Genomic DNA, 21,003 nt, shown 5'->3' with positions numbered 1-21,003 from the left:
ATTTAACTACATTTTTTCACTCTCGCCAAAGGTTTGAAAGAGTACTTCCTTCCTGTAGCCAGATTAAGACAAAGATAGTTTTTTTTAATCAGACCTTCCAATAAATACTTTTGATCCCGATAAATGAAGTTTTCACCTTTCATAAGTTGCTCTATATAAATTTCATCATCATCCAGATTTTCAATATGAAAATACTTCACCAAATCCGGGCTTGCCATGAAATTGGCTTTTGGCGATTTAGAAAATTTAAGTATAATCGGTTTTAAATCATCCTCATATACTTCCAGACTTTCCAAAAGCATGATTCTGAAAGTATGTTTCCATTCATTTCCGTGAGGAGAAATTCTTCTTCCAAATTTTTCGAAGGCAATTAAATGCGCCAACTCGTGAGTCAGCACAAAGAAAAAAAGCTGTGGTTGTAATGTCGAATTGATCGTTATCTCATGAGAAAGATCCCGAAGTTTCCTGTAATCTCCAAGCTTAGAATTTCGGTTTCTTGTAATTTTAATGTGAATAGAATGATCAGAAAACCAATTCCTTAAATGATTTAGAGTGTTTTGAGGTAAATATTTTTCTAAAGACTGAATAGACATTTTACAAACTTAATGGAATTCCTGCATAGAAATTCAATAATTTAAGACTGAAAAGATAATTATATTTTGCCTGCTCCACAGAACCCTGAGCGTTTGCGTAATTGTTTCTGGCAACATTTAAATCATAAATTGTTGTACGACCTGCCGCATAGCTTTTATCTGCAAATTCCATTGCCAGTTTGGTACTTTTTTCTGCTTCAACGGATGCTAAATACACTTCATAATTGGCATCAACATCAAATTGCGCCTTTTGCACGTTTTGTTTTACCGTTTGCTTTTGTTGGTCTAAAGAATTTTTAGCAATACTTTCATTGATTTTAGACTGCTCTACCTGAAGCTTGGTAATTCCTTTATTAAAAATCGGAATGTTTATCGAAACTCCACCCTGCTGACCAAAATTGTCTTTGTATTGCTGGAAAAATGTTCTTTCATTAATATAAAATAATTCACTACCAACATTATTGGTATTCAATAAATTATTATAAAAACTTCCAACTCCGATACTTGCAGTCACCGTTGGCCAAAAAGCAGTACGGGTAACTTCAGTCTGAGCCAAGGCAGATTTAATTCTGCTTTCAGCAGCTTTTATTTGGGGCTGGCTTTCGTAAGCTGTATTTAAAACATCATCAACAGAAATCAATTGCGGGCTCAATTGCTCACCAATTTCTACGTTTTCAACATCAAAATCTTTGTAATCCTGCAATTGTAAAAGCTGAGCCAACGCAAACAAACTTCTGCCAACATTGATTTCGGCAGTTTTCAGGTTTTGCTTTTCTCTTGCCCAAGCCGCTTCTGCTTCTGCAACAATTGTTTGAGCTGTTGTACCGACATCTGTGGTTATTTTTGCTCTGTCGAATTGCTTTTTGGCGTTTTCAGTCGCACTTTGAGAAATCTTCACGATTTCTTTATTCAATAAAGTGGTCAAATATTGTTGAGCAATCTGAAGAGAAATGTCATTTTTTATGGTTTCAATATCGTACTGACTTGCTTCTACATCAAACTGGGTTTTTCTGACTGTTTTTTCAAGTCTTCCGTTATTGTAAAGTAAAATATCTGCCGAAATGTTTGCATTGTTACTAAACCTGTCGTTTCTGATACTTCCCGTCCCTAAAGAAGCCTGGCCGAAACTTACATTGTTTCCTACATTGGCAGAAACCGACGGAAGATAATTATTCTGAGCAATTTTCAGATTGACATCCTGAATTTGTTTCGAATATTGATTTTGAATGACCTGAAGATTATGCTCTACTGCGTAATCTACACATTCTCTCAAAGACCACTTTTTCTGAGCGCTCAGACCCAGACCAGATAATCCTAAAATAATCATCAAAACTTTTTTCATACGTAGATATTTATTGCTTTTTACCGATTAGACGAAGAGAATTGAAAAAAGTTACAATTTTAAAAAATTCTTGTTTCATTTTAATGAAAGTTTTGGGAATTTTGCATCATGACAAACGAAGAATATCAGGAAGCCGTTGAGTGGCTTTTCGTTCAAGCTCCAAATTATCAGATAGATGGTGAAAAAGCTTACAAACCAGGACTTGATAATATTACAAAACTCTGCGATTTTTTTGGTAATCCGCAGGAGAAGATTGAATGCATTCACATTGGTGGTACCAACGGAAAGGGTTCTACCAGCAATATGCTGGCATCTGTTCTTCAGGAATCGGGTTATAAAATTGGTTTGTACAATTCGCCTCATCTGATTGATTTCACCGAAAGAATTAAAATAAATGGTGAAAACTGTGATAAAGAATTTGTTTTTCAATTTATTCAAAGGCTGAAAACCTTACCGGAAGATATTCTGCCCTCTTTTTTTGAATTTACAACGATTATGGCGTTCGAATATTTTCATCAAAAGAAAGTTGATTTTGCTATCATTGAAGTTGGTTTGGGAGGAAGATTAGATTCTACGAATATCATTAAACCATTAGTTTCTGCAATCACCAATGTTCAGCTTGATCATCAGAATATTTTAGGAAATACCATTGAAGAAATTGCTTTTGAAAAAGCAGGAATTATTAAGACAGATGTTCCGGTGATTTTTGGTGATGATAATGAAGTAGTTAAAAATATTATTAAAGTTAAAGCTGAAAAAGAAAACACGATTTTCATTGACGCTACTCTATTAAAAACAAATTTAAAATCAGATTTAAAGGGAAAATACCAGGAAAAGAACATTCGGGTTGTTTTAGCCTTAGTTGAAGAGCTTAGAAAATTAGATGTAAAAATTTATGACGAAAATCTAGAAAAGGGATTGCTAAATGTCCATCAGAACACTGGATTCATCGGCCGCTGGTTTGAATTTTCACAAAATCCTTTGACGATTTGTGACACGGGACACAACCAAGCGGGATTGGAATATGTTTTTTCACAATTAAATTCCATCCCGAAACACAAACATATCGTTTTAGGTTTCGTGAATGACAAGAAAATTGATGATGTCATGACGATACTTCCCGAAAATTCTGAGTTCTATTTTGCAAAACCGTCGATAAATAGAGGTCGCAACCCCAAAGAATATGAAGATTTATTACTTCAAGCAAAAATAATTTATAAAATTTTTGATTCTGTGCAAGAAGCCTATCTTTCTGCAAAACAACAAGCTACACCAGAAGATTTGATTTTTATTGGCGGAAGCAACTTTGTAGTCGGAGAATTTTTAGAAAAAAACTTGACTGATATAAAATAAGTATGTATATTTGCACCACTCAAAACGAGAAATCGTCTAGGGCTCTTAGCTCAGTTGGTTCAGAGCATCTGGTTTACACCCAGAGGGTCGGGGGTTCGAATCCCTCAGGGCCCACAAAGGTTTACTGAAACCTTTCAAAAAAATTCAGGGCTCTTAGCTCAGTTGGTTCAGAGCATCTGGTTTACACCCAGAGGGTCGGGGGTTCGAATCCCTCAGGGCCCACAAAAACTCTCAGATTATTCTGAGAGTTTTTTATTTTATGCCTATTCATGGGAGTTGCAGGATTTTTTTACAAATTATTGAAAAATACTACCTCATCTTTCGTAGAAGTAATCCTAGCTTAAAAAAATCAAGACTTCTTAAATTTGGTTTATTCGAAAGAAGATTTTTAATTAAATTCTTTTCCAAGATACTATAAAAGAATAGAAACAAGGTGCCTAAATTCTTTTTTTTCAGCTTTTGAGCTATGAAAAACACTTTAATATCTTTTATGTAGATGAGGTTTTCAGAATTTTGAGAAAGTTGATACAATGAATCTATTGCGGTTTTCGTTTTATCTAAAAAAACATCATTGGCGGTTTCATCAATATGAATGACCGGATTATTAATTGCAGAAAATTTCACATTCCCAAGTTCCATCTTTTTAGCAAAAACGTAATCTTCATATCCGTAATGAATCAACTCTTCATGAAATGGAAACTTTCTAAAAACCTCTTTCTTAATGACAAAATTGACCGTTTTGAAAACCGCAAAATCTGTCGAATTATTTCCTGGAAAAATTTCTCTTTCAACTGAATATTTATTTCGCAAACTTTGTGAGTACAGTGGGGAAATTTTGAAGTTGCCATAAATAACCTCTACTCGATTATCCTGATTAATTTCATTTAAATAATTAGATAGAAAATCCCTGTTTTCAATTTTAGCATCACAATCTAAAAAAAGCAAATAATCACCTTCAGCATATTGTAAAAAAAGATTACGTATTTTCGATCTTCCGATATTTTTTTCGAGTAAGATAAAGTTCTTTACTTCGTTTTGAAGTTCTCTATTAATTGTTTTGAAATTTTCATCAGAAGCATCATCAATTAAAATAATTTCTGCATCTATACGATTCTCTTCAATTTCTTTTTTCAGGTCGAAAACAAGTTCCCGAACATCAAAATTATAGACCGGAATACATACAGAAAGCTTCATTCAAATTAAATTTTATCAATGATTTGCTGTACGTGTATTTCCTCCAGGCAAGCCCAATCTCCACGATAGCATTCCTTATCACCAAAAACAGAACAGGGTCTGCAAGTGAGATCATTAATTTGGACAACATCATCCTCACTTTGGCCGAAACCTAAAAACCCCGCATAAGGATGCGTGGATCCCCAAATAGAAACGCAACGAGTTCCTACAATACTCGCTAAATGCATATTAGCTGAATCCATCGAAATCATTACTTCAAGTTGAGAAATTCTATTCAGTTCTTCAGAGAGATTAAGTTTTCCGGCTAAACTTTGAGTGTTTGGAATTTGTTTCACCCAGCTTTCAAGAGTTTCTATTTCTTTTTTTCCACCACCGAAAAAGTAAATGGTATGCTTTTCTGCTAAAATTTTTATGAGTTCGAAAGATTTTTCCAGCGGCAACATTTTACCTTTATGTTGGGCAAAAGGCGCAAAACCAATTCCAGATTTTTTATCAGAAATTGGCCTTAATTGATGCGAAAGTTCTACTGTAAATCCCATATCCCGAAAAACATCAGCGTACCGTTCTACTGTAGATTTGAGTTGTTTTTTGTTTAAATTCCAAACATCTGTAAGTTCTTCTTTCTCTTCTTTTCCTTTATTGATTTTGAAGACTTTCAACCCTTTTCGCGCATAAATTTTATCTAAAATCTTTGTGCGTATTACATCATGCAAATCTGTAATATAATCCGGACGAAACTCCTTCAATAATTCTTTAGACAATCTTCGAAGTCCTAAAAAACCTTTGTAATCATCAAGATCGATTCCTTTGAAGATAACATTCGGAATACCAGCATATAAAGCCTTAAAATTGCTTCGAGAAACCATTACAATTTCCACCTCCGGATTTTGCTCCAGAAATTCCCGAAAAACAGGAACTGTCATGGCTACATCTCCAAAAGCGGAAAAACGATATGCTAAAATTCTAATCACAACTAAGATTTCAGTTGATATGCAACTGCATAAAATTTGATCTGTTTGGTCATTGCCATTAGTCCGTTGGCTCTGGAAGGGGATAAAAATTCCTGCAATCCGATTTCAGAAATAAATTCAAAATCAGAATCCAGAATTTCCTGTGTAGAATGGCCGCTGTAAATGCTTACCAGCAAAGAAACGATTCCTTTTGGCAGAATTCCGTCAGAATCTGCATTGAAAAATAGTTTTCCATCTTTGTATTCAGCATCAATCCAGACTTTACTTTGGCAACCTTTAATCAGATTGTCATCAGTTTTCTTGTCCTCCGGAAGACCTTTAAGTTCTTTACCCAGATCAATGATATACTCATATTTCTGCTCCCAGTCTTCAAGAAAAGCAAATTCGTCGATTATTTCCTGCTGATTTTCTTTTATGGTCATTTCTATACTTTCTTTTGGCAAAGATAACCAATTTAAAAAAGATAATTTAAAACAGATTTAATATGAAAAGCGATTTGTAATAATCTTTAAAAGATTTTATTTTTTGTTTTAAATATTTAGAAAAACATAAGGTTTGTCATCCCGTATGGATCTGGACACGAATCTCTCCATTCTATTTTCTTATATTTCGCCTAGATCCCTCCGGGATGACAAACTTCGTTGAAATAATTTTTAAGAAAAAAAAGAAATAACAAAAATCAAAGGGAAGCTGTTTCAAAAACGTCCAACAATTTCACCTCTTCATTTTCCCAACACAGAATTTCGGAAGCGTTTTCCAACTCAGGTTGATAGTTTTTTCGCCCTTTATTTAAAATTAAACTTACAGCTCTAGCAATATTTTCTGGTTGATGATTTTCTATAATTTCGCCTACATCAAATTGATTTTTGATATTTACCATTTCAGGAAGCGGAGATAAAATTAGAGGAACTCTTGCCTGAATGCAGTCTAAAACTTTATTAGGAAGAGAAAATTCGTAACTCTCGCCTCCGTTTTCTTCAATGCTCATTCCTACGTCGACGTTTAAAGTAATTTTTCTTAAATCTTCCGGAAGCAATTTTCCTAAAAACTTAACTTTATTCTGAAGGTTTTCTTTGATAACTAAATCCTCATATTCTTTTTTCTTCGGACCATCGCCGGCAATTTTAAAAACAACATTTTCAAGATGATGCATTGCCAAGATTGCTTTATCAATTCCACGAAAAGGATTAATTGCGCCCTGATACAGAAGAATCTTCGGATTATTTTCTGGAATTTCTATTTTAAAATCAATTTTTCTAGGAGCATTTTGAACGACAACAGGTTTGATTCCGTATTTATGATGAAACCATTGTGCATAACTTCCGCTTGCGGTAATCATGAATTTTAGATTCGGAACAATTTTATTTTGCAGATAGCGCCATATTTTTTGAGACATTTTACCCTGAACAGCAGGCATTTCCGAGAAAATTTCGTGACTGTCAAAGATTAAGGGAATATTTAATTTTTTAGATAAGAGATAATTTGGCAGTAAAGCATCCAAATCATTTGCGTGAAGAATGGTATTTTCGTCAGCTTTTTTCTTCAATTCTTTATAAAGCTTCCAATTAAATTCAAAATAAGCAGTTTTTAAAGTTTTAGAAATAAGATTTATTCTTGAAAAAGGATATGGACGAGACATTTGTTCTTCTCCACCCCAATTGTTACCGATTAATTCAACATCATAGCCGTTTTGATGCAATGTTCTGCAGACTTTTTCGATTCTCTGGTCGGTGTAAAGGTTGCTGAATGCGGAAGTCAATACTTTTTTTCGAGCCATTATTTCTTCTTTGCTGTCAATAAATGATAAACCTGTACAAAACAGATAACTCCATTTGGAATAATAATCGGCCAAAGCAGACCGCTGAAAATTCCGTAGATAACAAAACAGATACATCCTACCAAATTGACAATTCTGATTTTGGTTAAATCTTTAAGTATAAAACTCAAAACGATGAAAACTGAAGCGGCATAGCCGATGTAATTTGTAATTTCGGAGCTCATGAGAAAAATTTGAGGAGGACAAACTTAGTCATTTTCAGTAAGATAAAAAACTTTTATCTGCCATAAAGTCATTAATTGTTTTTTGGTAAAATATTTGTAATTTAGATATAGAATAAACGATAAATGTTGTCGTTATTCCAATTTGAGATACAATATTATGGATTATAAGTTTTCACAAGGTTTGAGCCAAGTGTTCAAACAAAGCAAAAATGAAGCTAAGCGGCTGAAAAGTGAATTTCTTAATACAGAACATCTACTTTTAGGTATTATAAAAACAGAAAACTCTGCAAAAGAAATCCTTCAAGGGCTCAACGCCGATTTAACACAAATCAGAAGAAAAATTGAAACTTTAAATACAGCAAGTCTAAATCCTATTTCTGAAGAGGTTACCAATATTTCATTCACCAAAATGGCAGATCATTCCATTAAACGTGCAGAATTAGAATGCAGACAATATAAAAGCAACGAGATCAATACCGTTCACTTGCTTTTGGGCATTTTATACAAATATGAGGATCCTACTTCAAGTATTTTGGGAGCTTACGACATTGACTATGAAGGAGTTTCAAGAGAATATCAAACGATGCTGAAAAATTCTGGTCAGACACCTCAAAACTCAGCTTACGATGACGACGACGACAGAGAAGAATTTGAGCAAATGAGAAAGCCTACAGGAAATTTAGGCTCTGCAAAAAGTAAAACTCCAACATTGGATAACTTTGGAAGAGACTTGACTTCTTTGGCTAGAGACGGGAAATTAGATCCTGTAATCGGTCGTGAGAAAGAAATTGAAAGAGTTTCTCAGATTTTATCTAGAAGAAAGAAAAACAATCCGTTGTTGATTGGTGAGCCTGGTGTTGGTAAATCTGCCATCGCTGAAGGTTTGGCTTTAAGAATTCAACAGAAAAAAGTTTCCAGAGTTCTTTTTGGTAAAAGAGTTATCACGCTTGATTTGGCAAGTTTAGTTGCCGGAACAAAATACCGTGGTCAGTTTGAAGAAAGAATGAAAGCCATCATGACGGAACTTGAAAAGAACCGTGATGTAATCTTATTCATCGATGAGTTGCACACAATTGTTGGAGCAGGAAGTTCTACAGGAAGTTTAGATGCTTCCAATATGTTCAAACCAGCTTTGGCAAGAGGAGAAATTCAATGTATTGGTGCTACAACTCTTGACGAGTACCGTCAGTACATCGAAAAAGATGGTGCTTTAGAAAGAAGATTCCAGAAAGTAATGGTAGAGCCTACCAATATTGAGGAAACAATTCAGATCTTGAATCAGATTAAAGATAAATATGAAGAGCATCACAATGTCGTGTATACTGAAGAAGCAATTCTTGCTTGTGTCAATTTGACATCAAGATACATTACAGACCGATTTTTACCGGACAAAGCAATTGATGCGATGGATGAAGCGGGATCTCGTGTTTATATTAAAAACATGAAAGTTCCTACTGAAATCATTGATTTTGAAAAGAAAATCGAAGACATCAAAGAACTAAAGCAAAAAGCTGTAAAAGCTCAGGATTATCTGGAAGCAAGAAAGCTGAAGGATGAAGAAGAGCGTTTGCAAATGGAATTAAATTCTGCTCAGGATCAGTGGGATAAAGACGTCAAAGAGAAGAAAGAAACGGTTTCTGAAGAAAGTGTTGCTGAAGTAGTATCAATGATGAGTGGTGTTCCTGTGACGAAAGTTGGTAAGAACGAGCTGGATAAATTGGCCGGAATGGATAATAATCTGAACGGAAAAGTAATAGGACAGGAAGACGCTGTAAAAAAGGTTGTGAAAGCAATCCAAAGAAACAGGGCCGGATTGAAAGACCCGAACAGACCGATTGGAACATTCATTTTCTTAGGAACAACGGGTGTTGGTAAAACCGAGCTGGCAAAAGTAATGGCAAGAGAACTCTTCGATTCTGATGAAGCTTTGATCAGAATTGATATGAGTGAATATATGGAGAAATTTGCGGTTTCTAGATTAGTTGGTGCGCCTCCGGGATACGTTGGATACGAAGAAGGTGGACAATTAACTGAAGCAGTGAGAAGAAAACCTTATGCGGTAGTTCTGTTGGATGAGATTGAAAAAGCGCATCCAGATGTGTTCAACATCTTGTTGCAAATCTTAGATGAAGGTCATGTTACTGATAGTTTAGGTAGAAAAATTGACTTCAGAAATACGATTATCATCCTTACTTCAAACATCGGAACCAGAGATATTAAAGACTTCGGTGATGGTGTAGGATTTGGTACGAATGCTAAGAAAACCAACTCAGATTCTAGAACAAGAAGTACGATTGAAAACGCTCTTAAAAAAGCATTTGCTCCGGAATTCCTAAACAGAATTGATGACATCGTTATCTTCAACTCTCTTGAAAGAACCGATATTTCTAAAATTATTGATATTGAATTAGGCAAACTATATTCAAGACTTGAAAAATTAGGGTATAAAGTAGATTTAACTACAGAAGCCAAAGATTTCATCTCTGAAAAAGGTTGGGACAAAGATTTTGGTGCACGACCATTGAAGAGAGCTATTCAGAAGTATATTGAAGATTTATTGGCAGAAATGTTGGTGAATAAACAATTAACTGAAGGAGAGACAGTAACTTTAGATTTAAATGAAGCTAAAGACGGATTAGAAGGAAAAACTCAGAAGACTAAAAAGTCTGCAATTGAGAAATCTTAATAATAATTAATTTTAAATTAATAATGAAAGCATCGGGAAATTTCCGATGCTTTTTTGTTTTTATTTCTCCCACATATCTCACAGATTTTCACGGATGCTGTTGCAGAAATTTAGAATAATGACTTAAAAATCTGATTGATCAGTAAAATCTGCGAGAGTAAAATGTTTTCTCCCCAATTATCTGCGTAAATTTTAAAGTCCCACCACAAAACCTACACTCGGAATCAATCCGCCAGAAAAAACACTGCTGTTTTCTTTGTACAAAACATTATACATCAAACCGATTTGCATAAAAGAATTATTCCCGATTTGCTGCATATATCCACCACCTAAATAAAGAGCGGTCTCCTGCTGATTATCTTTAAAATCATAAAATTTATCTTCATAATTGATAAAGAAATGCTGCAAATTACCACTCACAAAAAAAGATCTCGCAAAATAATAATTCACAAACGGCCCAAAACCAAACATCGTCGATTTATAAAAATCTGAAGTCTGCCAGGAAACGCTTCCAATTAAACCAGCTTCCAAATCATTGGTTAGACGATACCCTACTCGTGGAGCAACTTGAAGATTAAAATAAGAATTGCTTCCAAATCCAACGCCTAAACCACCACCGAAAGTCCACTTATTGGTTTCAGTTGTTGGTGTTCCTACAGAAACCTGAGAAAATGATAATCCTGAAATCAGAATGAATGAAGAAATAAATAGTTTTTTCATATTTAAATATTTTTGTTTGGTGAAAATTAAAACAATTTATGATTCTATCGTTTTTATCAATGCATAAAATTATCATTTTTTTTGTGAATAGGATTATCGTAATTTTGCTGCTCAACTAAGAACTCCCGTTAAGAGTTTCGTAAAATTGAATACATGAAAGTAGTAGTAGGCCTCTCTGGAGGTGTAGATTCGAGTGTTACAGCGTATTTGCTGCAGCAACAAGGTCACGAAGTTGTGGCTTTATTTATGAGAAACTGGAACGATGCTTCCGTAACTTTGGAAGACGAATGCCCATGGATTGAGGACAGCAATGATGCCTTAATGGTTGCCCAGAAATTGGGAATTCCGTTTCAGGTGATTGACATGAGCGATTTGTATAAGGAAAGAATCGTTGATTACATGTTTGATGAATATCAGAAAGGAAGAACTCCGAATCCTGATGTTTTGTGTAACAGAGAGGTGAAATTTGATGTTTTTATGAAAACGGCAATGTCTTTGGGTGCTGATAAAGTGGCAACCGGACATTACGCAAGAGTAGATTCTACTTTTGATGAAAACGGAAAGGAAATCTTTCATCTTTTGGCAGGAAAAGACAACAATAAAGACCAGTCTTATTTTCTTTGCCAGCTGAATCAGGATCAATTGTCTAAAGCTTTATTTCCGATTGGTGAACTAACAAAGCCTGAAGTAAGAGAAATTGCAAAAGAAATCGGATTGGTAACGGCTGATAAAAAAGATTCTCAGGGATTGTGTTTTATCGGAAAAGTAAGTTTACCTCAGTTTTTACAACAACAGTTGGTTCCGAAAGAAGGCGAAATTGTAGAGATTTTTAAAGATTCACCATTGTTTTCTGAAGAAATTCCAACATTTTCATCTAAAGAAGAAGAGCTTGAATTTTTAAGTAAAAAAATTAATTATAAAAAAGCCGACGGAAAAGTTATCGGAAAGCACCAAGGTGCTCAGTTTTTCACAATCGGACAAAGCAAAGGCCTAGGAATTGGCGGACATAAAGAAAGTTGTTTTATCGTTTCCAGAGACATGGAAAACAATATCATTTTCGTTGGTGAAAGTCACAGTTTCCCCGGTTTACATAAAAAAGCTTTAAAAATCGATAATTCTGAACTTCATTGGGTTCGAGAAGATCTAAGATTAAAAAACGGAGAATCAATGGAGGTTCTCGGAAGATTCCGTTACAGACAGGAACTTCAGAAATCGACAATTTATCAGTTTGAAAATGCCTTTTATATGGAATTTGAAAACCCTCAATCGGCTATCGCTGAAGGACAGTTTGCTTCGTGGTATATTGATGATGAATTGATTGGAAGCGGAGTTATTTCGTAAAATATTAAAAGACCTTTTTTAAGGTCTTTTTTCTTTAGAGTATCATTAAATTAAAGGAATGTCCGTTTTTAATTATATCGCTAAAATCAGCAGTCATTTTGTCATTCCTTAGGAATCTAAACTACCTTGTTATTAGCACGTTGAGATTACTAAGGAATGACAAAAATCCTGTTAAAAACTTAGTTATTACTAATTACGGAAATTCATATTAAATTATATCTGCAGTTACTGTTTCTTGCGATTCGCTATTACCAGGAGCTTCAGAAGTATTTCCAATAATTTCTTTTCTGTGTGCAATTCCCCAATCTGTCAGATTATTGATAATCGTTTTCAGGGATTTTCCATGCTGGGTAAGTTCGTATTGTACAGTTATAGGCTGGGTTTCTAAAACGGTTCTTTTGATTAATTTATTGATTTCCAATTCTTTTAATTCTTTACTCAACATCTTGTTAGAAATACCAATGACATCGTTCAGAATATCCGAAAATCTTCTTTTGTTATAATAACAGACTGACGAGATAATGGCAATTTTCCATTTTCCACTCAGTACATCCATAGAGTCCTGAACAGCCATCATTTCCTTCTTATGTTCTTCTTTTTTAAGGGGTTTACAATTCATAATGGTTACTTTTTTGTTACCGTGTTACTCTGTGGTTACGGTTACTTTTTGTTACAAAGTTACCAAAATAAATTTCAATGTGATAATTTTGTTCAAGTTTTTAAAACAAATAAAACAATGAGTAAATTAAAAAATAAAGTAGCTGTTGTTACAGGTGCTTCAAAAGGAATAGGTGCATCAATCGCAAAATATTTTGCAGCAGAAGGTGCGAAAGTTGTGGTTAATTATGCTTCGAGTAAAGAAGATGCAGACAAAGTGGTCGACGAGATCACCAAAAATGGAGGAACAGCCATTGCTGTACAAGGAGATGTTTCTAAACAGGAAGACGTCATCAGACTGTTTGATGAAACCAAAAATGCTTTCGGCACATTGGATATTCTGGTTAACAATGCAGGAATTTACAACTACGAACCTATCGAACAGGTATCGGCAGAAACATTTCACCAGCAATTCAACATCAATGTTTTGGGATCAATTTTTGCGATTCAGTCGGCTTTGAAATTATTTGGAGAAAAAGGTGGAAACATCATCAACATCAGTTCCGGAGCAAGCAGATCACCCTTGCCGACAGGTTCGGTTTATTCTGCAACAAAAACAGCATTAGATGCTTTTACCGTTGCTCTGTCAAAAGAATTTGCAGGGAGAAATATCCGTATTAATTCAATTTTGCCTGGTGTGGTAGAAACAGAAGGTTCTCGCAGCGCAGGATTTATCGGTAGTGAATTTGAAGCCAAATTAGTCTCCACTACACCACTTGGACGTACCGGACAGCCAGAAGATATCGCAAAAGTTGCCGTATTTATTGCTTCTGATGATGCAGGATGGATTACGGGCGAGCAAATTGCCGTTTCCGGTGGAGTTTATGGTTTTTAATTATTAAAATTTAAAAAAATGAACCGATTAAAAAATAAAGTAGCCGTCGTTACTGGCGGAAACAGCGGTATTGGATTTGGAATAGCCGAAGCTTTTAAAAATGAAGGTGCAGTTGGTGTGATCACAGGAAGAAATAAGACAACTTTAGATAGTTCCGTAGACCTTTTAGGCAAAGAATTTATCGGCATTGCGGGAGATGTGACCAATCTTGAAGATTTAGAAAATACTTTTAAGCAAACTGCCGAAAAATTTGGTAGAATTGATGTATTGGTTGTGAATGCTGGAGGCGTCGTTGATGGTGTTGCGATGGGAACTATTGACGAAGTTACTGAAGAAAGCTATGATAAATACATGGAATTAAATTTAAAAAGCTCCTATTTTACTGTACAAAAAGCACTTCCCTACCTCAACGACGGTGCTTCAGTTATCCTGATTGGTTCAAGCGCGGCTCATCGTGCTGCGCCGGGAATGGCAATCTATGCGGCGGCAAAAGCAGCGGTCATTTCATTGGCAAAAGGTTTATCGCTAGATTTATTACCGCAAAAAATAAGAGTGAATGCCCTTTCCCCTGGTTCTATTGACACTCCGGTTTTCGGGAAAATGGTGCCAGAAAAACATTTGGAACAAGTAAAACAAATCTGGAGAGACATCACGCCAATCGGAAGACAAGGTTTGCCTTCTGAAATTGGAAATGCTGCGGTATTTTTAGCCTCAGATGAGTCATCTTTTATCGTTGGAACAGAAATTCTGGCTGATGGAGGTCTTACAAATATCAGTTTGATGAAGTAGTTTTTCGATACCAAAAAATTTAAGTATTCATTCATAAGAAAGTCTGGAAATAATTTTCCGGACTTTTATTTTTTTTCTGTAACATATTTGGAGTTGTGATACTTACTCAGTAAATACAATTAAAAAATATCATTATGAAAACTTCTTTAAAAAATCAGTACGCTTACACCAACAATATTTTAATTACGATTGTTTCCGCTGTGTTCGGATATAACCTTTATCAGGCGATCGTACATCCGGAAAAATCACATCTTATTTTGAGTTTTATTCTTTTGGCAATTACTTATTTCGTTGTAAAAAATATGGGTACACAACCAACAACGGAAAAGAAGAAAAGTAAAAATTTATTGAGAAATTTATAAGCCCGAAGCGTTCTGTTTCGGGTTTATTTTTTGAAATAATATTTGCTTTATTATTTCAATTTAAACTTTAGGTTATTCAAATTAACAAACAATATAACAACGAATTCTAATATTAAAATTAGTATTAAAAATCCGACAGGTTTTCCTAAAAACAGTCCTCGTATTAATTTTACAATCCCTAATATGAATATAGAAATCATAAAATAAAATGTAGTTTTGGAAATACTTTCTCTGAATAATTTTAAACCAAAAACCGAGCTGTAAAATCCAAATAAAAGAATTAAATAGAATTTTAAAAAATCAGGACCTTTCAAAGAAATAGGATTGAAGGTGTCTTTATTAATAACAAGCCAAACTAAGCTCATTATAACCGGAATTATGTGAATCATTATCTTTTTCATAGCTTTTTATTTTTTATCCGCCGCATCCACCACAACCGCCGCATCCACCGCCGCAACCGCTTCCGCCACTACAACCACTTCCGCCGCCGCCGCAACTTCCACCCGAGTCATCATTCTGTTTTTTATTTTTTAAATCAGTCACATTATTATCATCGAATATTGAACCCAGTATCCCAAAAATGAAGAATAACACGCCCCCGATTAATATCACTGTAAGCAAAGCAGAACCAACATTATCTGAGCAAGAATTTAATATCAATACAATGAAGATTAAAGAAAAAATCCTGATATTTTTTAACCAAAACCCTTTAGATTTTTGTTTAATATTTTTATTTTTCCAAATATCTTCCGGAGCTTCTTCCTGAAAAATTTGTCTGTAGCCGTTTAATGTATCCGAAAACCAGTTTGTGTGCTTATTTTTTTCTTCAAAACCGCCTTTTGATGGATGATGATGAAGTTTTCGTTTTAAAATATTCGGGCAAAATTCTTCCCAGTAATTTTGGGTGTAAATCAAATGCATGTGCCAGACTTTATCTACAACTTCGCTTGGTGAAGCGCCGTTTGGTAAAGTACAACAGAGATAAACGAATTTTTTGTACTCTTCTATTGCCTTTGCAGTGAAATCTAAAGTCCAGTTTTCTTCTTTTGCCAATTTTTTTGAAAAGGGAAAATCGACATTTGGGGTGTCTAATGAAAAACTTTGAAGTCTGTTCCAAAGAGAATCATTTTGTAATAAGATTTTTGTTTCCATTGTTTTAACTTTTATTTTCTATTCAAATATGGCACTGATAAAAAATATAAAAGTCTCGCAATAATCTTTTTTAGTTTTAAAATAATCTTAAATTAGTCTTATCAAACAAAACTTAAATGAAAAAAGAAGATATTCTGCACTTGGAGAAACTGATGAACTTTCTGAGCCTGCATTTTTTAAAGAAAAACCATTGGGAAGATGTTTCAAAAACCGAATGGTCATACATCGTTGCAGAACTTAACGATTTAATTATCCGTGAAAACACAGATAAAAACATCAAGAAAGAGGCAGACATCTTAGGCTCAAATTACCTGTATGAACATTTGATTATTAACAAACTAAAGAAATATTATCAAAACGAAAATTCGGTTATAAGCAAATCAAATCTGGCAAAATTAAGCTTGATTGTCAAAGTTTTAGGTTATTCAAATTATATTGATTTCATCAATTCAAATACAGAATCATTCAATTTTAATGATTTGAGAATTGATATGAATAATGTGAAACAGAACACAGAATTGCTTGACAGGCTTGTCGGATGTTGGTATTCTTACAACAGAAATCTTCCGGAAAACCCTTCTCAGGCAAAAGACGACCGAATCTGGCGCTCTGCAATGGAAATCTACAAATCTGAAACTTCGGGTGAATATTTTGTCGAAAGAAGCGGCGGCGACCGCCACAAGTATTTTGGGAAAATAACGGCGTATTCAGATTATGTTTTCATCATCATGAACAGCAATACGTTTATCCGCCAAAGACATTTTATCTCAAGAATAAAAGACATCAATGAGAAGATTAAAATCCCAGAATATAAGCTCTATGAACTGCATTTTATAAGTACTTGTATTAGTTTTAATCAAGAGCCGATTGCTCTTTTCGAGATCTTTCAGAAAGCTGACAGAAAAAACTTTATGCCCGACTCCATCAGTTTTCCTATTGACAGCGACGAAATTCCGCCGTCAATTATTAAACAATTAGAAGATACAGAGGCTAACCGAATAGATTATAAATAGTTGATGGTTTTTGGTTGATAGTTGTTAGTTTTAATAAAAATTAACATACCAGCCAATCTTTAAAATCTTTTACACGCTCCCTGCTTACTGTAATTTCCTCTTGTGGCTGAAAGTTTAATTCAACCTTATAATTAGGCGAAGTATGGATATTTTTGATGTAATCTGAATTGATAATAAACTGTCTGTTGACACGGAAAAATTTCTTATCATCAAGCACTTCAGCCAATTCATCTAAAGTAAAATCTGAAGGATAAACTCTGTCTGAAGTTTGCAGATATACAATCTTATTTTCACTAAAAAAACAGCTGACCTCGTGCGTCTGAACGATTTTTAAGTTGTATCCTATTTTCACTAAAATTCTTGAAAGCGTTGATTTTTCTTTTTTGATGAGCTGTTTGATATCATCCGAATTCACCGACTGATCTGAAGGAAGAAATGATTTAAACTTTTCAATTGCACCTGCCAAATCTTCATCCATGATGGGTTTCAGAAGATAATCGATGCTGTTTAATTTAAATGCTTTTAAAGTATACTGATCAAACGCAGTCGTATAAATGATGAAAGCTTTAGTGGAAATTTTCTCAAAAATATCAAACGAAAGTCCGTCACCCAAAACAATATCAGAAAAAATAAGCTGCGGATGCTCATTTTCTGAGAACCATTGCACGGCGTCTTCCACAGATTCCAGATTAGCAACCAACTGTAATTCAGGGAAAAGACTTAACATTCTTTCTAACTTTCTTGCAGCGGGTTTTTCGTCTTCTATGATGACCGTTTTAATCATTGAGTTGGTATTTTAGTTTAATTTGAATTGAATATTTCTTAGTAGTCATGATGTTTAATTTTAACGCAAAGTTCACAACGATTTTTTAACTACAAACTTTTTTTTAAGTTACACAAAGCCGTTTCACTTATAAAAGTTCACTAAGTTTTTCAGTTATCTTAGATTACAGACAATAATAAATTTTAAATAAAAATAATCAAATCTTTTCGGTTTCTAAAAATTAATTGGTTTTTTGGACTTTCTCATTTCTTCCTCAAGAATTTTATTTTCCCATTCTGCATTGAAAATAAATAGTTTCACTGCTTTTACTGCCAAAATAATTCCCCAAACCGTCAGGATGATTGATCCGCTAAATATTGATTGAGATAAATCGCCAGTTTTTATAAATCTTCTGAAAAATATGATCAAGGCTACTATCCCAAACCACATACAGTTTTTATAGAATGATTTCAGGTCTTTTACTCTTTGTTGTGCGTTATTAAAGTTCATTTTATTACTTTTTTAAAGTTTGTTAATTAAAGTGATTTTGAATTTCTTCTCTCCTCCTCCATCAGTTCTTTTATTTTTTTCTCTTCCCAGTCTTTTCCTGCAAAAAGATAAAGTGCATAACCTAAAATACTTATTCCGAACCCAAATAATGGAAACCAAAACCACTGCAATTCGGGATTTACTTTCATATTGATGAAAATTAAATAAGGCATGAGTAAAAAGCATCCGCCAAGCATCATATAAAATGCTTTTATTTCTTCCATTCTACTTTTAGCCCGCTTGTATTTAAGTTTTTCAAGGTTATTTTCCATGGCTAATTATTTAAAAGCATTTCTTTTCTCCTCTTCCATCAATTGTTTTATTTTCTTTTCTTCCCAATCTTTCCCGATTCCGAAAGTGCCTACTGCGTGAATGGTAAGACCTAGTCCCCAACCTAGCATCGGCCAGTAAAACCACAAATGCTCAGGCGAAGTCAAAAGATTAAGAATCAATAAAAATGGAATTACTAAACAATAAGAAGTCAGATTGCCATAAAATCCTTTCAGATCTTTTACTCTTTTTGCTGCCTTTTCGTATGCTAAATTTTCTTTGTTGAATGATAAATTTTCCATGATGTTTTGTTTTAAAAAATTAATATTTGTTTGTTTTCTTGAGTCAAATTTAGGTCAAGAAATCGTTTCACTTCAACTTTATATAACCGAACGGTAGATTTTTGAGGCTGAACTGTAAAAACTCTCACTCAACTGCTTGTAGTTTTTTCAATTTAACATAAATTTGAAAAATTAAAAATATAATTCATTATTTAGAGAATTTGATTATCTTTATACACCAACTCACAATCATATCATTATGAATAAAAATTTACTGAAAATCTGCTGCCTTTTTTTGATCAATTTATCTTTAACGCCTTTGCTCTCACAAGAATATGAAAGAGTTTGGGGAACCTATTTTGGGCCATCAGGCATTGAAGTTAACGGTGGCTTTTCTGCTAATGGAATTACATTTGATTCTCAAAAAAACATGCACATAAGAGGAACTGTATTTTATAATTCAAATCTCACAAACACTTATTACAATCAGTTTGTTCTCGGAAATGGCGGAAATTATACTTCTTCGGGCAGTACTCACAATTTTTATTCAACCCGTTTTAGTCCAGACGGAATTCCTGATTATTTTGGCTATCAGCTCAACGATGGCAATAACACTACTTCTGTAGAACATCTTACAGCAATTGATGGTCAGGATAATAAAATAATAAGATACACCGGACCCCTGACCTCTGTAATAAATGCAACACCAGGAACGTGGATGCAGACAAACCCGCTGAGTACATTTAAAAATATGCTCATCAAAAGATCTTCAACGGGAAGTATTATCTGGGCAACCTATCTTCCTGAAGACAATATGTATGCAATTTCTGTTACCGATGACGCTGGAAACATTTACATTACCGGCGTAACTACCATGCAGAATATCAGTACACCAGGTGTATTTCAGGAGAATTTTGACGTTATGTATGCACAAGGTCAGCTTATAGCGAATACTTATTTGGCAAAATTAAATTCAAACGGGCAGCTTTTATGGGCAACCTATCTTCCATCAGAAGTTCACAACATGGCGTATTATGATAATGCGTTGTATATGATTACTGCAAAGAATACCAATCCTGCTCTTACTACAATGGCGACTCCCGGAACTTTTCAAAATACCGTTTCTAGTTCTTCAATTACCAAAATTGATACATCAAACGGACAGAGAACCTGGGGAACATACTACGGTCCATCACCATTAGTTTCATTTTCCTTTTTATATGACCTAGCAGTCAACGAAACAGGTCTATACCTTGTAGGTACAGATTTTAATATTGATGGAACCAACATGTTTGCTACACCTGGAGCTTATAAAACTCAGGTTAGTGGTGGTTCAGATTTATTTCTATCCAAATTTTCACACAATGGAAATCGTCTCTGGAGCACTTATTTTGGAGGAAACGGAGATGATTTAAATACATTTGATAAAGTAATTGCACTCAACGGCGGAGAAATATTCATTACAGGAACAACAACCGGATCTACAAATAATATAGCAACCACAGGATCTTACCAGCCTACACCACAGAGTTCAACTGCTACATCAAGTAATTCTTTCTTTGCTAAATTTAATGCGTCCGGAAATCTTCAGTGGAGTTCATATTATGGAGGCAGCTCAACGACAACTGCAATTTTAAAATCAATCAATATCAAATACGATGACCATTCACTTTTCTTGTATGGTAACACCAATTCAAATACCGGTTTTGCTTCTGAAGGAGCATTTATGCCAAACAGAATTCCTGATAATAGCTATGCTACAAATGGTTTTTTTGCAAGATTTAATTCAAGACAGGAGCTTTCCGTAAACGAATTGAGTTTAGATAAAGATTTGGTTTTATACAATAATCCCAACAATGGAATTTTCAGTATTTCAGGAAATGTGTTGCAGAAAGAAGATTGCAGTCTATCCGTTTACGATACTTCCGGAAGATTTATCATTAAAAAACAAATGGAAAAATCTAAAAATCAGAAGTTTGACATGCAAAATCTATTAGACACAGGAAATTATTTGCTAAAAATAAATAATGAAAAAGGAAATGTTTTAAAAGTTTTTAAAATGACCGTGAAAAAATAGAAGCTGCTACTTTTGATTTCTGATAGTTCAAGTAGCCAGTTTAGAAATTCTCAC

22 protein-coding genes and 2 tRNA genes are annotated in these 21,003 nt (G+C 34.2%); 10 read left to right on the top strand and 14 right to left on the bottom strand.

Annotated elements, in window-relative coordinates; all coding sequences use genetic code 11:
* Positions 1-2: 2 nt before the first annotated feature.
* Positions 3-593, bottom strand: coding sequence for a SprT-like domain-containing protein (locus LNP04_RS11505; protein WP_229983110.1), 591 nt, complete (start codon positions 591-593; stop codon positions 3-5).
* Position 594: 1 nt separating this feature from the next.
* Positions 595-1,935 (bottom strand): TolC family protein, encoded by a 1,341-nt coding sequence (locus tag LNP04_RS11500; protein ID WP_229983109.1) that lies wholly within the window; start codon positions 1,933-1,935, stop codon positions 595-597.
* Between the two features lie 108 nt (positions 1,936-2,043).
* Here LNP04_RS11500 and LNP04_RS11495 point away from each other — a divergent pair, with 108 nt between their 5' ends.
* The 3 genes from LNP04_RS11495 to LNP04_RS11485 all read left to right on the top strand — a co-directional run bounded on the left by LNP04_RS11495 (position 2,044) and on the right by LNP04_RS11485 (position 3,510).
* The gene (locus tag LNP04_RS11495) at positions 2,044-3,288 is read left to right on the top strand and encodes a folylpolyglutamate synthase/dihydrofolate synthase family protein (RefSeq protein WP_229983108.1); all 1,245 of its coding nucleotides are present in this window, start codon (positions 2,044-2,046) and stop codon (positions 3,286-3,288) included.
* A 39-nt stretch (positions 3,289-3,327) separates the two neighbouring features.
* A tRNA-Val gene (locus LNP04_RS11490) sits at positions 3,328-3,402 on the top strand.
* 33 nt (positions 3,403-3,435) lie between these two features.
* Positions 3,436-3,510, top strand: a tRNA-Val gene (locus LNP04_RS11485).
* A gap of 87 nt (positions 3,511-3,597) precedes the next feature.
* Here LNP04_RS11485 and LNP04_RS11480 read toward each other — a convergent pair.
* The 5 genes from LNP04_RS11480 to LNP04_RS11460 all read right to left on the bottom strand — a co-directional run bounded on the left by LNP04_RS11480 (position 3,598) and on the right by LNP04_RS11460 (position 7,454).
* Positions 3,598-4,482: a glycosyltransferase gene (locus LNP04_RS11480; protein WP_229983107.1), complete on the bottom strand. Its 885-nt coding sequence runs from the start codon at positions 4,480-4,482 to the stop codon at positions 3,598-3,600.
* 5 nt (positions 4,483-4,487) lie between these two features.
* Positions 4,488-5,450 carry a glycosyltransferase family 9 protein gene (locus tag LNP04_RS11475; RefSeq protein WP_229986297.1) on the bottom strand — a complete coding sequence of 321 codons (963 nt, stop codon included), beginning with the start codon at positions 5,448-5,450 and terminating at the stop codon, positions 4,488-4,490.
* Between the two features lie 5 nt (positions 5,451-5,455).
* Positions 5,456-5,875, bottom strand: coding sequence for a SufE family protein (locus LNP04_RS11470; protein ID WP_229986296.1), 420 nt, complete (start codon positions 5,873-5,875; stop codon positions 5,456-5,458).
* A gap of 257 nt (positions 5,876-6,132) precedes the next feature.
* Positions 6,133-7,230, bottom strand: a complete 1,098-nt coding sequence (locus LNP04_RS11465) for a glycosyltransferase (protein WP_229983106.1) — start codon at positions 7,228-7,230, stop codon at positions 6,133-6,135.
* Positions 7,230-7,454, bottom strand: coding sequence for a uroporphyrinogen decarboxylase (locus LNP04_RS11460; RefSeq protein ID WP_229983105.1), 225 nt, complete (start codon positions 7,452-7,454; stop codon positions 7,230-7,232). The genes LNP04_RS11465 and LNP04_RS11460 overlap by 1 nt, the downstream gene beginning before the upstream one ends.
* Before the next feature lie 157 nt (positions 7,455-7,611).
* Here LNP04_RS11460 and LNP04_RS11455 point away from each other — a divergent pair, with 157 nt between their 5' ends.
* A complete protein-coding gene (locus LNP04_RS11455) occupies positions 7,612-10,140 on the top strand; it encodes an ATP-dependent Clp protease ATP-binding subunit (RefSeq protein WP_229983104.1) in 2,529 nt (842 codons plus the stop codon).
* 192 nt (positions 10,141-10,332) lie between these two features.
* On the opposite strand, the gene LNP04_RS11450 is transcribed toward LNP04_RS11455, so the two are convergent.
* Positions 10,333-10,860 carry a hypothetical protein gene (locus tag LNP04_RS11450; RefSeq protein ID WP_229983103.1) on the bottom strand — a complete coding sequence of 176 codons (528 nt, stop codon included), beginning with the start codon at positions 10,858-10,860 and terminating at the stop codon, positions 10,333-10,335.
* A 153-nt stretch (positions 10,861-11,013) separates the two neighbouring features.
* On the opposite strand from LNP04_RS11450, the gene mnmA reads away from it, so the two are divergent.
* Entirely contained in the window at positions 11,014-12,201 is a 1,188-nt protein-coding gene (mnmA, locus tag LNP04_RS11445; RefSeq protein WP_229983102.1) for a tRNA 2-thiouridine(34) synthase MnmA, read from the top strand.
* Positions 12,202-12,409: 208 nt separating this feature from the next.
* On the opposite strand, the gene LNP04_RS11440 is transcribed toward mnmA, so the two are convergent.
* Positions 12,410-12,820: a helix-turn-helix domain-containing protein gene (locus LNP04_RS11440; RefSeq protein ID WP_229983101.1), complete on the bottom strand. Its 411-nt coding sequence runs from the start codon at positions 12,818-12,820 to the stop codon at positions 12,410-12,412.
* A 117-nt stretch (positions 12,821-12,937) separates the two neighbouring features.
* On the opposite strand from LNP04_RS11440, the gene LNP04_RS11435 reads away from it, so the two are divergent.
* The 3 genes from LNP04_RS11435 to LNP04_RS11425 all read left to right on the top strand — a co-directional run bounded on the left by LNP04_RS11435 (position 12,938) and on the right by LNP04_RS11425 (position 14,844).
* The gene (locus LNP04_RS11435) at positions 12,938-13,693 is read left to right on the top strand and encodes an SDR family NAD(P)-dependent oxidoreductase (RefSeq protein ID WP_229983100.1); all 756 of its coding nucleotides are present in this window, start codon (positions 12,938-12,940) and stop codon (positions 13,691-13,693) included.
* Positions 13,694-13,711: 18 nt separating this feature from the next.
* Complete coding sequence (locus LNP04_RS11430; protein WP_229983099.1) at positions 13,712-14,482, top strand: glucose 1-dehydrogenase; 771 nt, start codon at positions 13,712-13,714, stop codon at positions 14,480-14,482.
* A 134-nt stretch (positions 14,483-14,616) separates the two neighbouring features.
* Positions 14,617-14,844: a hypothetical protein gene (locus LNP04_RS11425; protein ID WP_229983098.1), complete on the top strand. Its 228-nt coding sequence runs from the start codon at positions 14,617-14,619 to the stop codon at positions 14,842-14,844.
* A 414-nt stretch (positions 14,845-15,258) separates the two neighbouring features.
* Here LNP04_RS11425 and LNP04_RS11420 read toward each other — a convergent pair whose 3' ends face one another.
* Positions 15,259-15,996: a hypothetical protein gene (locus tag LNP04_RS11420; protein ID WP_229983097.1), complete on the bottom strand. Its 738-nt coding sequence runs from the start codon at positions 15,994-15,996 to the stop codon at positions 15,259-15,261.
* Between the two features lie 116 nt (positions 15,997-16,112).
* Here LNP04_RS11420 and LNP04_RS11415 point away from each other — a divergent pair, with 116 nt between their 5' ends.
* The gene (locus tag LNP04_RS11415; RefSeq protein ID WP_229983096.1) at positions 16,113-17,009 is read left to right on the top strand and encodes a hypothetical protein; all 897 of its coding nucleotides are present in this window, start codon (positions 16,113-16,115) and stop codon (positions 17,007-17,009) included.
* A 40-nt stretch (positions 17,010-17,049) separates the two neighbouring features.
* Here LNP04_RS11415 and LNP04_RS11410 read toward each other — a convergent pair whose 3' ends face one another.
* From LNP04_RS11410 to LNP04_RS11395, 4 genes are all read right to left on the bottom strand, one after another.
* Entirely contained in the window at positions 17,050-17,793 is a 744-nt protein-coding gene (locus LNP04_RS11410) for a LytTR family DNA-binding domain-containing protein (protein WP_229983095.1), read from the bottom strand.
* Between the two features lie 213 nt (positions 17,794-18,006).
* Complete coding sequence (locus tag LNP04_RS11405; RefSeq protein WP_229983094.1) at positions 18,007-18,282, bottom strand: 2TM domain-containing protein; 276 nt, start codon at positions 18,280-18,282, stop codon at positions 18,007-18,009.
* A 26-nt stretch (positions 18,283-18,308) separates the two neighbouring features.
* Positions 18,309-18,593 carry a 2TM domain-containing protein gene (locus LNP04_RS11400; protein ID WP_229983093.1) on the bottom strand — a complete coding sequence of 95 codons (285 nt, stop codon included), beginning with the start codon at positions 18,591-18,593 and terminating at the stop codon, positions 18,309-18,311.
* Positions 18,594-18,599: 6 nt separating this feature from the next.
* Positions 18,600-18,893: a 2TM domain-containing protein gene (locus tag LNP04_RS11395; protein ID WP_229983092.1), complete on the bottom strand. Its 294-nt coding sequence runs from the start codon at positions 18,891-18,893 to the stop codon at positions 18,600-18,602.
* A gap of 238 nt (positions 18,894-19,131) precedes the next feature.
* On the opposite strand from LNP04_RS11395, the gene LNP04_RS11390 reads away from it, so the two are divergent.
* A complete protein-coding gene (locus LNP04_RS11390) occupies positions 19,132-20,949 on the top strand; it encodes a T9SS type A sorting domain-containing protein (protein WP_229983091.1) in 1,818 nt (605 codons plus the stop codon).
* The last annotated feature ends 54 nt before the right edge of the window (positions 20,950-21,003 follow it).

The organism is Chryseobacterium sp. C-71, from assembly GCF_020911865.1.
Taxonomy (GTDB): domain Bacteria; phylum Bacteroidota; class Bacteroidia; order Flavobacteriales; family Weeksellaceae; genus Chryseobacterium.
This window is presented reverse-complemented; position numbering and strand designations above follow the sequence as displayed.

What these genes read in the sequence shown, in the direction of transcription:
- LNP04_RS11505 (WP_229983110.1), bottom strand. Translation starts at nt 593, where the DNA reads ATGTCTATTCAGTCTTTAGAAAAATATTTACCTCAAAACACTCTAAAT.
- LNP04_RS11500 (WP_229983109.1), bottom strand. Translation starts at nt 1,935, where the DNA reads ATGAAAAAAGTTTTGATGATTATTTTAGGATTATCTGGTCTGGGTCTG.
- LNP04_RS11495 (WP_229983108.1), top strand. Translation starts at nt 2,044, where the DNA reads ATGACAAACGAAGAATATCAGGAAGCCGTTGAGTGGCTTTTCGTTCAA.
- LNP04_RS11480 (WP_229983107.1), bottom strand. Translation starts at nt 4,482, where the DNA reads ATGAAGCTTTCTGTATGTATTCCGGTCTATAATTTTGATGTTCGGGAA.
- LNP04_RS11470 (WP_229986296.1), bottom strand. Translation starts at nt 5,875, where the DNA reads ATGACCATAAAAGAAAATCAGCAGGAAATAATCGACGAATTTGCTTTT.
- LNP04_RS11465 (WP_229983106.1), bottom strand. Translation starts at nt 7,230, where the DNA reads ATGGCTCGAAAAAAAGTATTGACTTCCGCATTCAGCAACCTTTACACC.
- LNP04_RS11460 (WP_229983105.1), bottom strand. Translation starts at nt 7,454, where the DNA reads ATGAGCTCCGAAATTACAAATTACATCGGCTATGCCGCTTCAGTTTTC.
- LNP04_RS11455 (WP_229983104.1), top strand. Translation starts at nt 7,612, where the DNA reads ATGGATTATAAGTTTTCACAAGGTTTGAGCCAAGTGTTCAAACAAAGC.
- LNP04_RS11450 (WP_229983103.1), bottom strand. Translation starts at nt 10,860, where the DNA reads ATGAAAAAACTATTTATTTCTTCATTCATTCTGATTTCAGGATTATCA.
- mnmA (WP_229983102.1), top strand. Translation starts at nt 11,014, where the DNA reads ATGAAAGTAGTAGTAGGCCTCTCTGGAGGTGTAGATTCGAGTGTTACA.
- LNP04_RS11440 (WP_229983101.1), bottom strand. Translation starts at nt 12,820, where the DNA reads ATGAATTGTAAACCCCTTAAAAAAGAAGAACATAAGAAGGAAATGATG.
- LNP04_RS11435 (WP_229983100.1), top strand. Translation starts at nt 12,938, where the DNA reads ATGAGTAAATTAAAAAATAAAGTAGCTGTTGTTACAGGTGCTTCAAAA.
- LNP04_RS11430 (WP_229983099.1), top strand. Translation starts at nt 13,712, where the DNA reads ATGAACCGATTAAAAAATAAAGTAGCCGTCGTTACTGGCGGAAACAGC.
- LNP04_RS11425 (WP_229983098.1), top strand. Translation starts at nt 14,617, where the DNA reads ATGAAAACTTCTTTAAAAAATCAGTACGCTTACACCAACAATATTTTA.
- LNP04_RS11420 (WP_229983097.1), bottom strand. Translation starts at nt 15,996, where the DNA reads ATGGAAACAAAAATCTTATTACAAAATGATTCTCTTTGGAACAGACTT.
- LNP04_RS11415 (WP_229983096.1), top strand. Translation starts at nt 16,113, where the DNA reads ATGAAAAAAGAAGATATTCTGCACTTGGAGAAACTGATGAACTTTCTG.
- LNP04_RS11410 (WP_229983095.1), bottom strand. Translation starts at nt 17,793, where the DNA reads ATGATTAAAACGGTCATCATAGAAGACGAAAAACCCGCTGCAAGAAAG.
- LNP04_RS11405 (WP_229983094.1), bottom strand. Translation starts at nt 18,282, where the DNA reads ATGAACTTTAATAACGCACAACAAAGAGTAAAAGACCTGAAATCATTC.
- LNP04_RS11400 (WP_229983093.1), bottom strand. Translation starts at nt 18,593, where the DNA reads ATGGAAAATAACCTTGAAAAACTTAAATACAAGCGGGCTAAAAGTAGA.
- LNP04_RS11395 (WP_229983092.1), bottom strand. Translation starts at nt 18,893, where the DNA reads ATGGAAAATTTATCATTCAACAAAGAAAATTTAGCATACGAAAAGGCA.
- LNP04_RS11390 (WP_229983091.1), top strand. Translation starts at nt 19,132, where the DNA reads ATGAATAAAAATTTACTGAAAATCTGCTGCCTTTTTTTGATCAATTTA.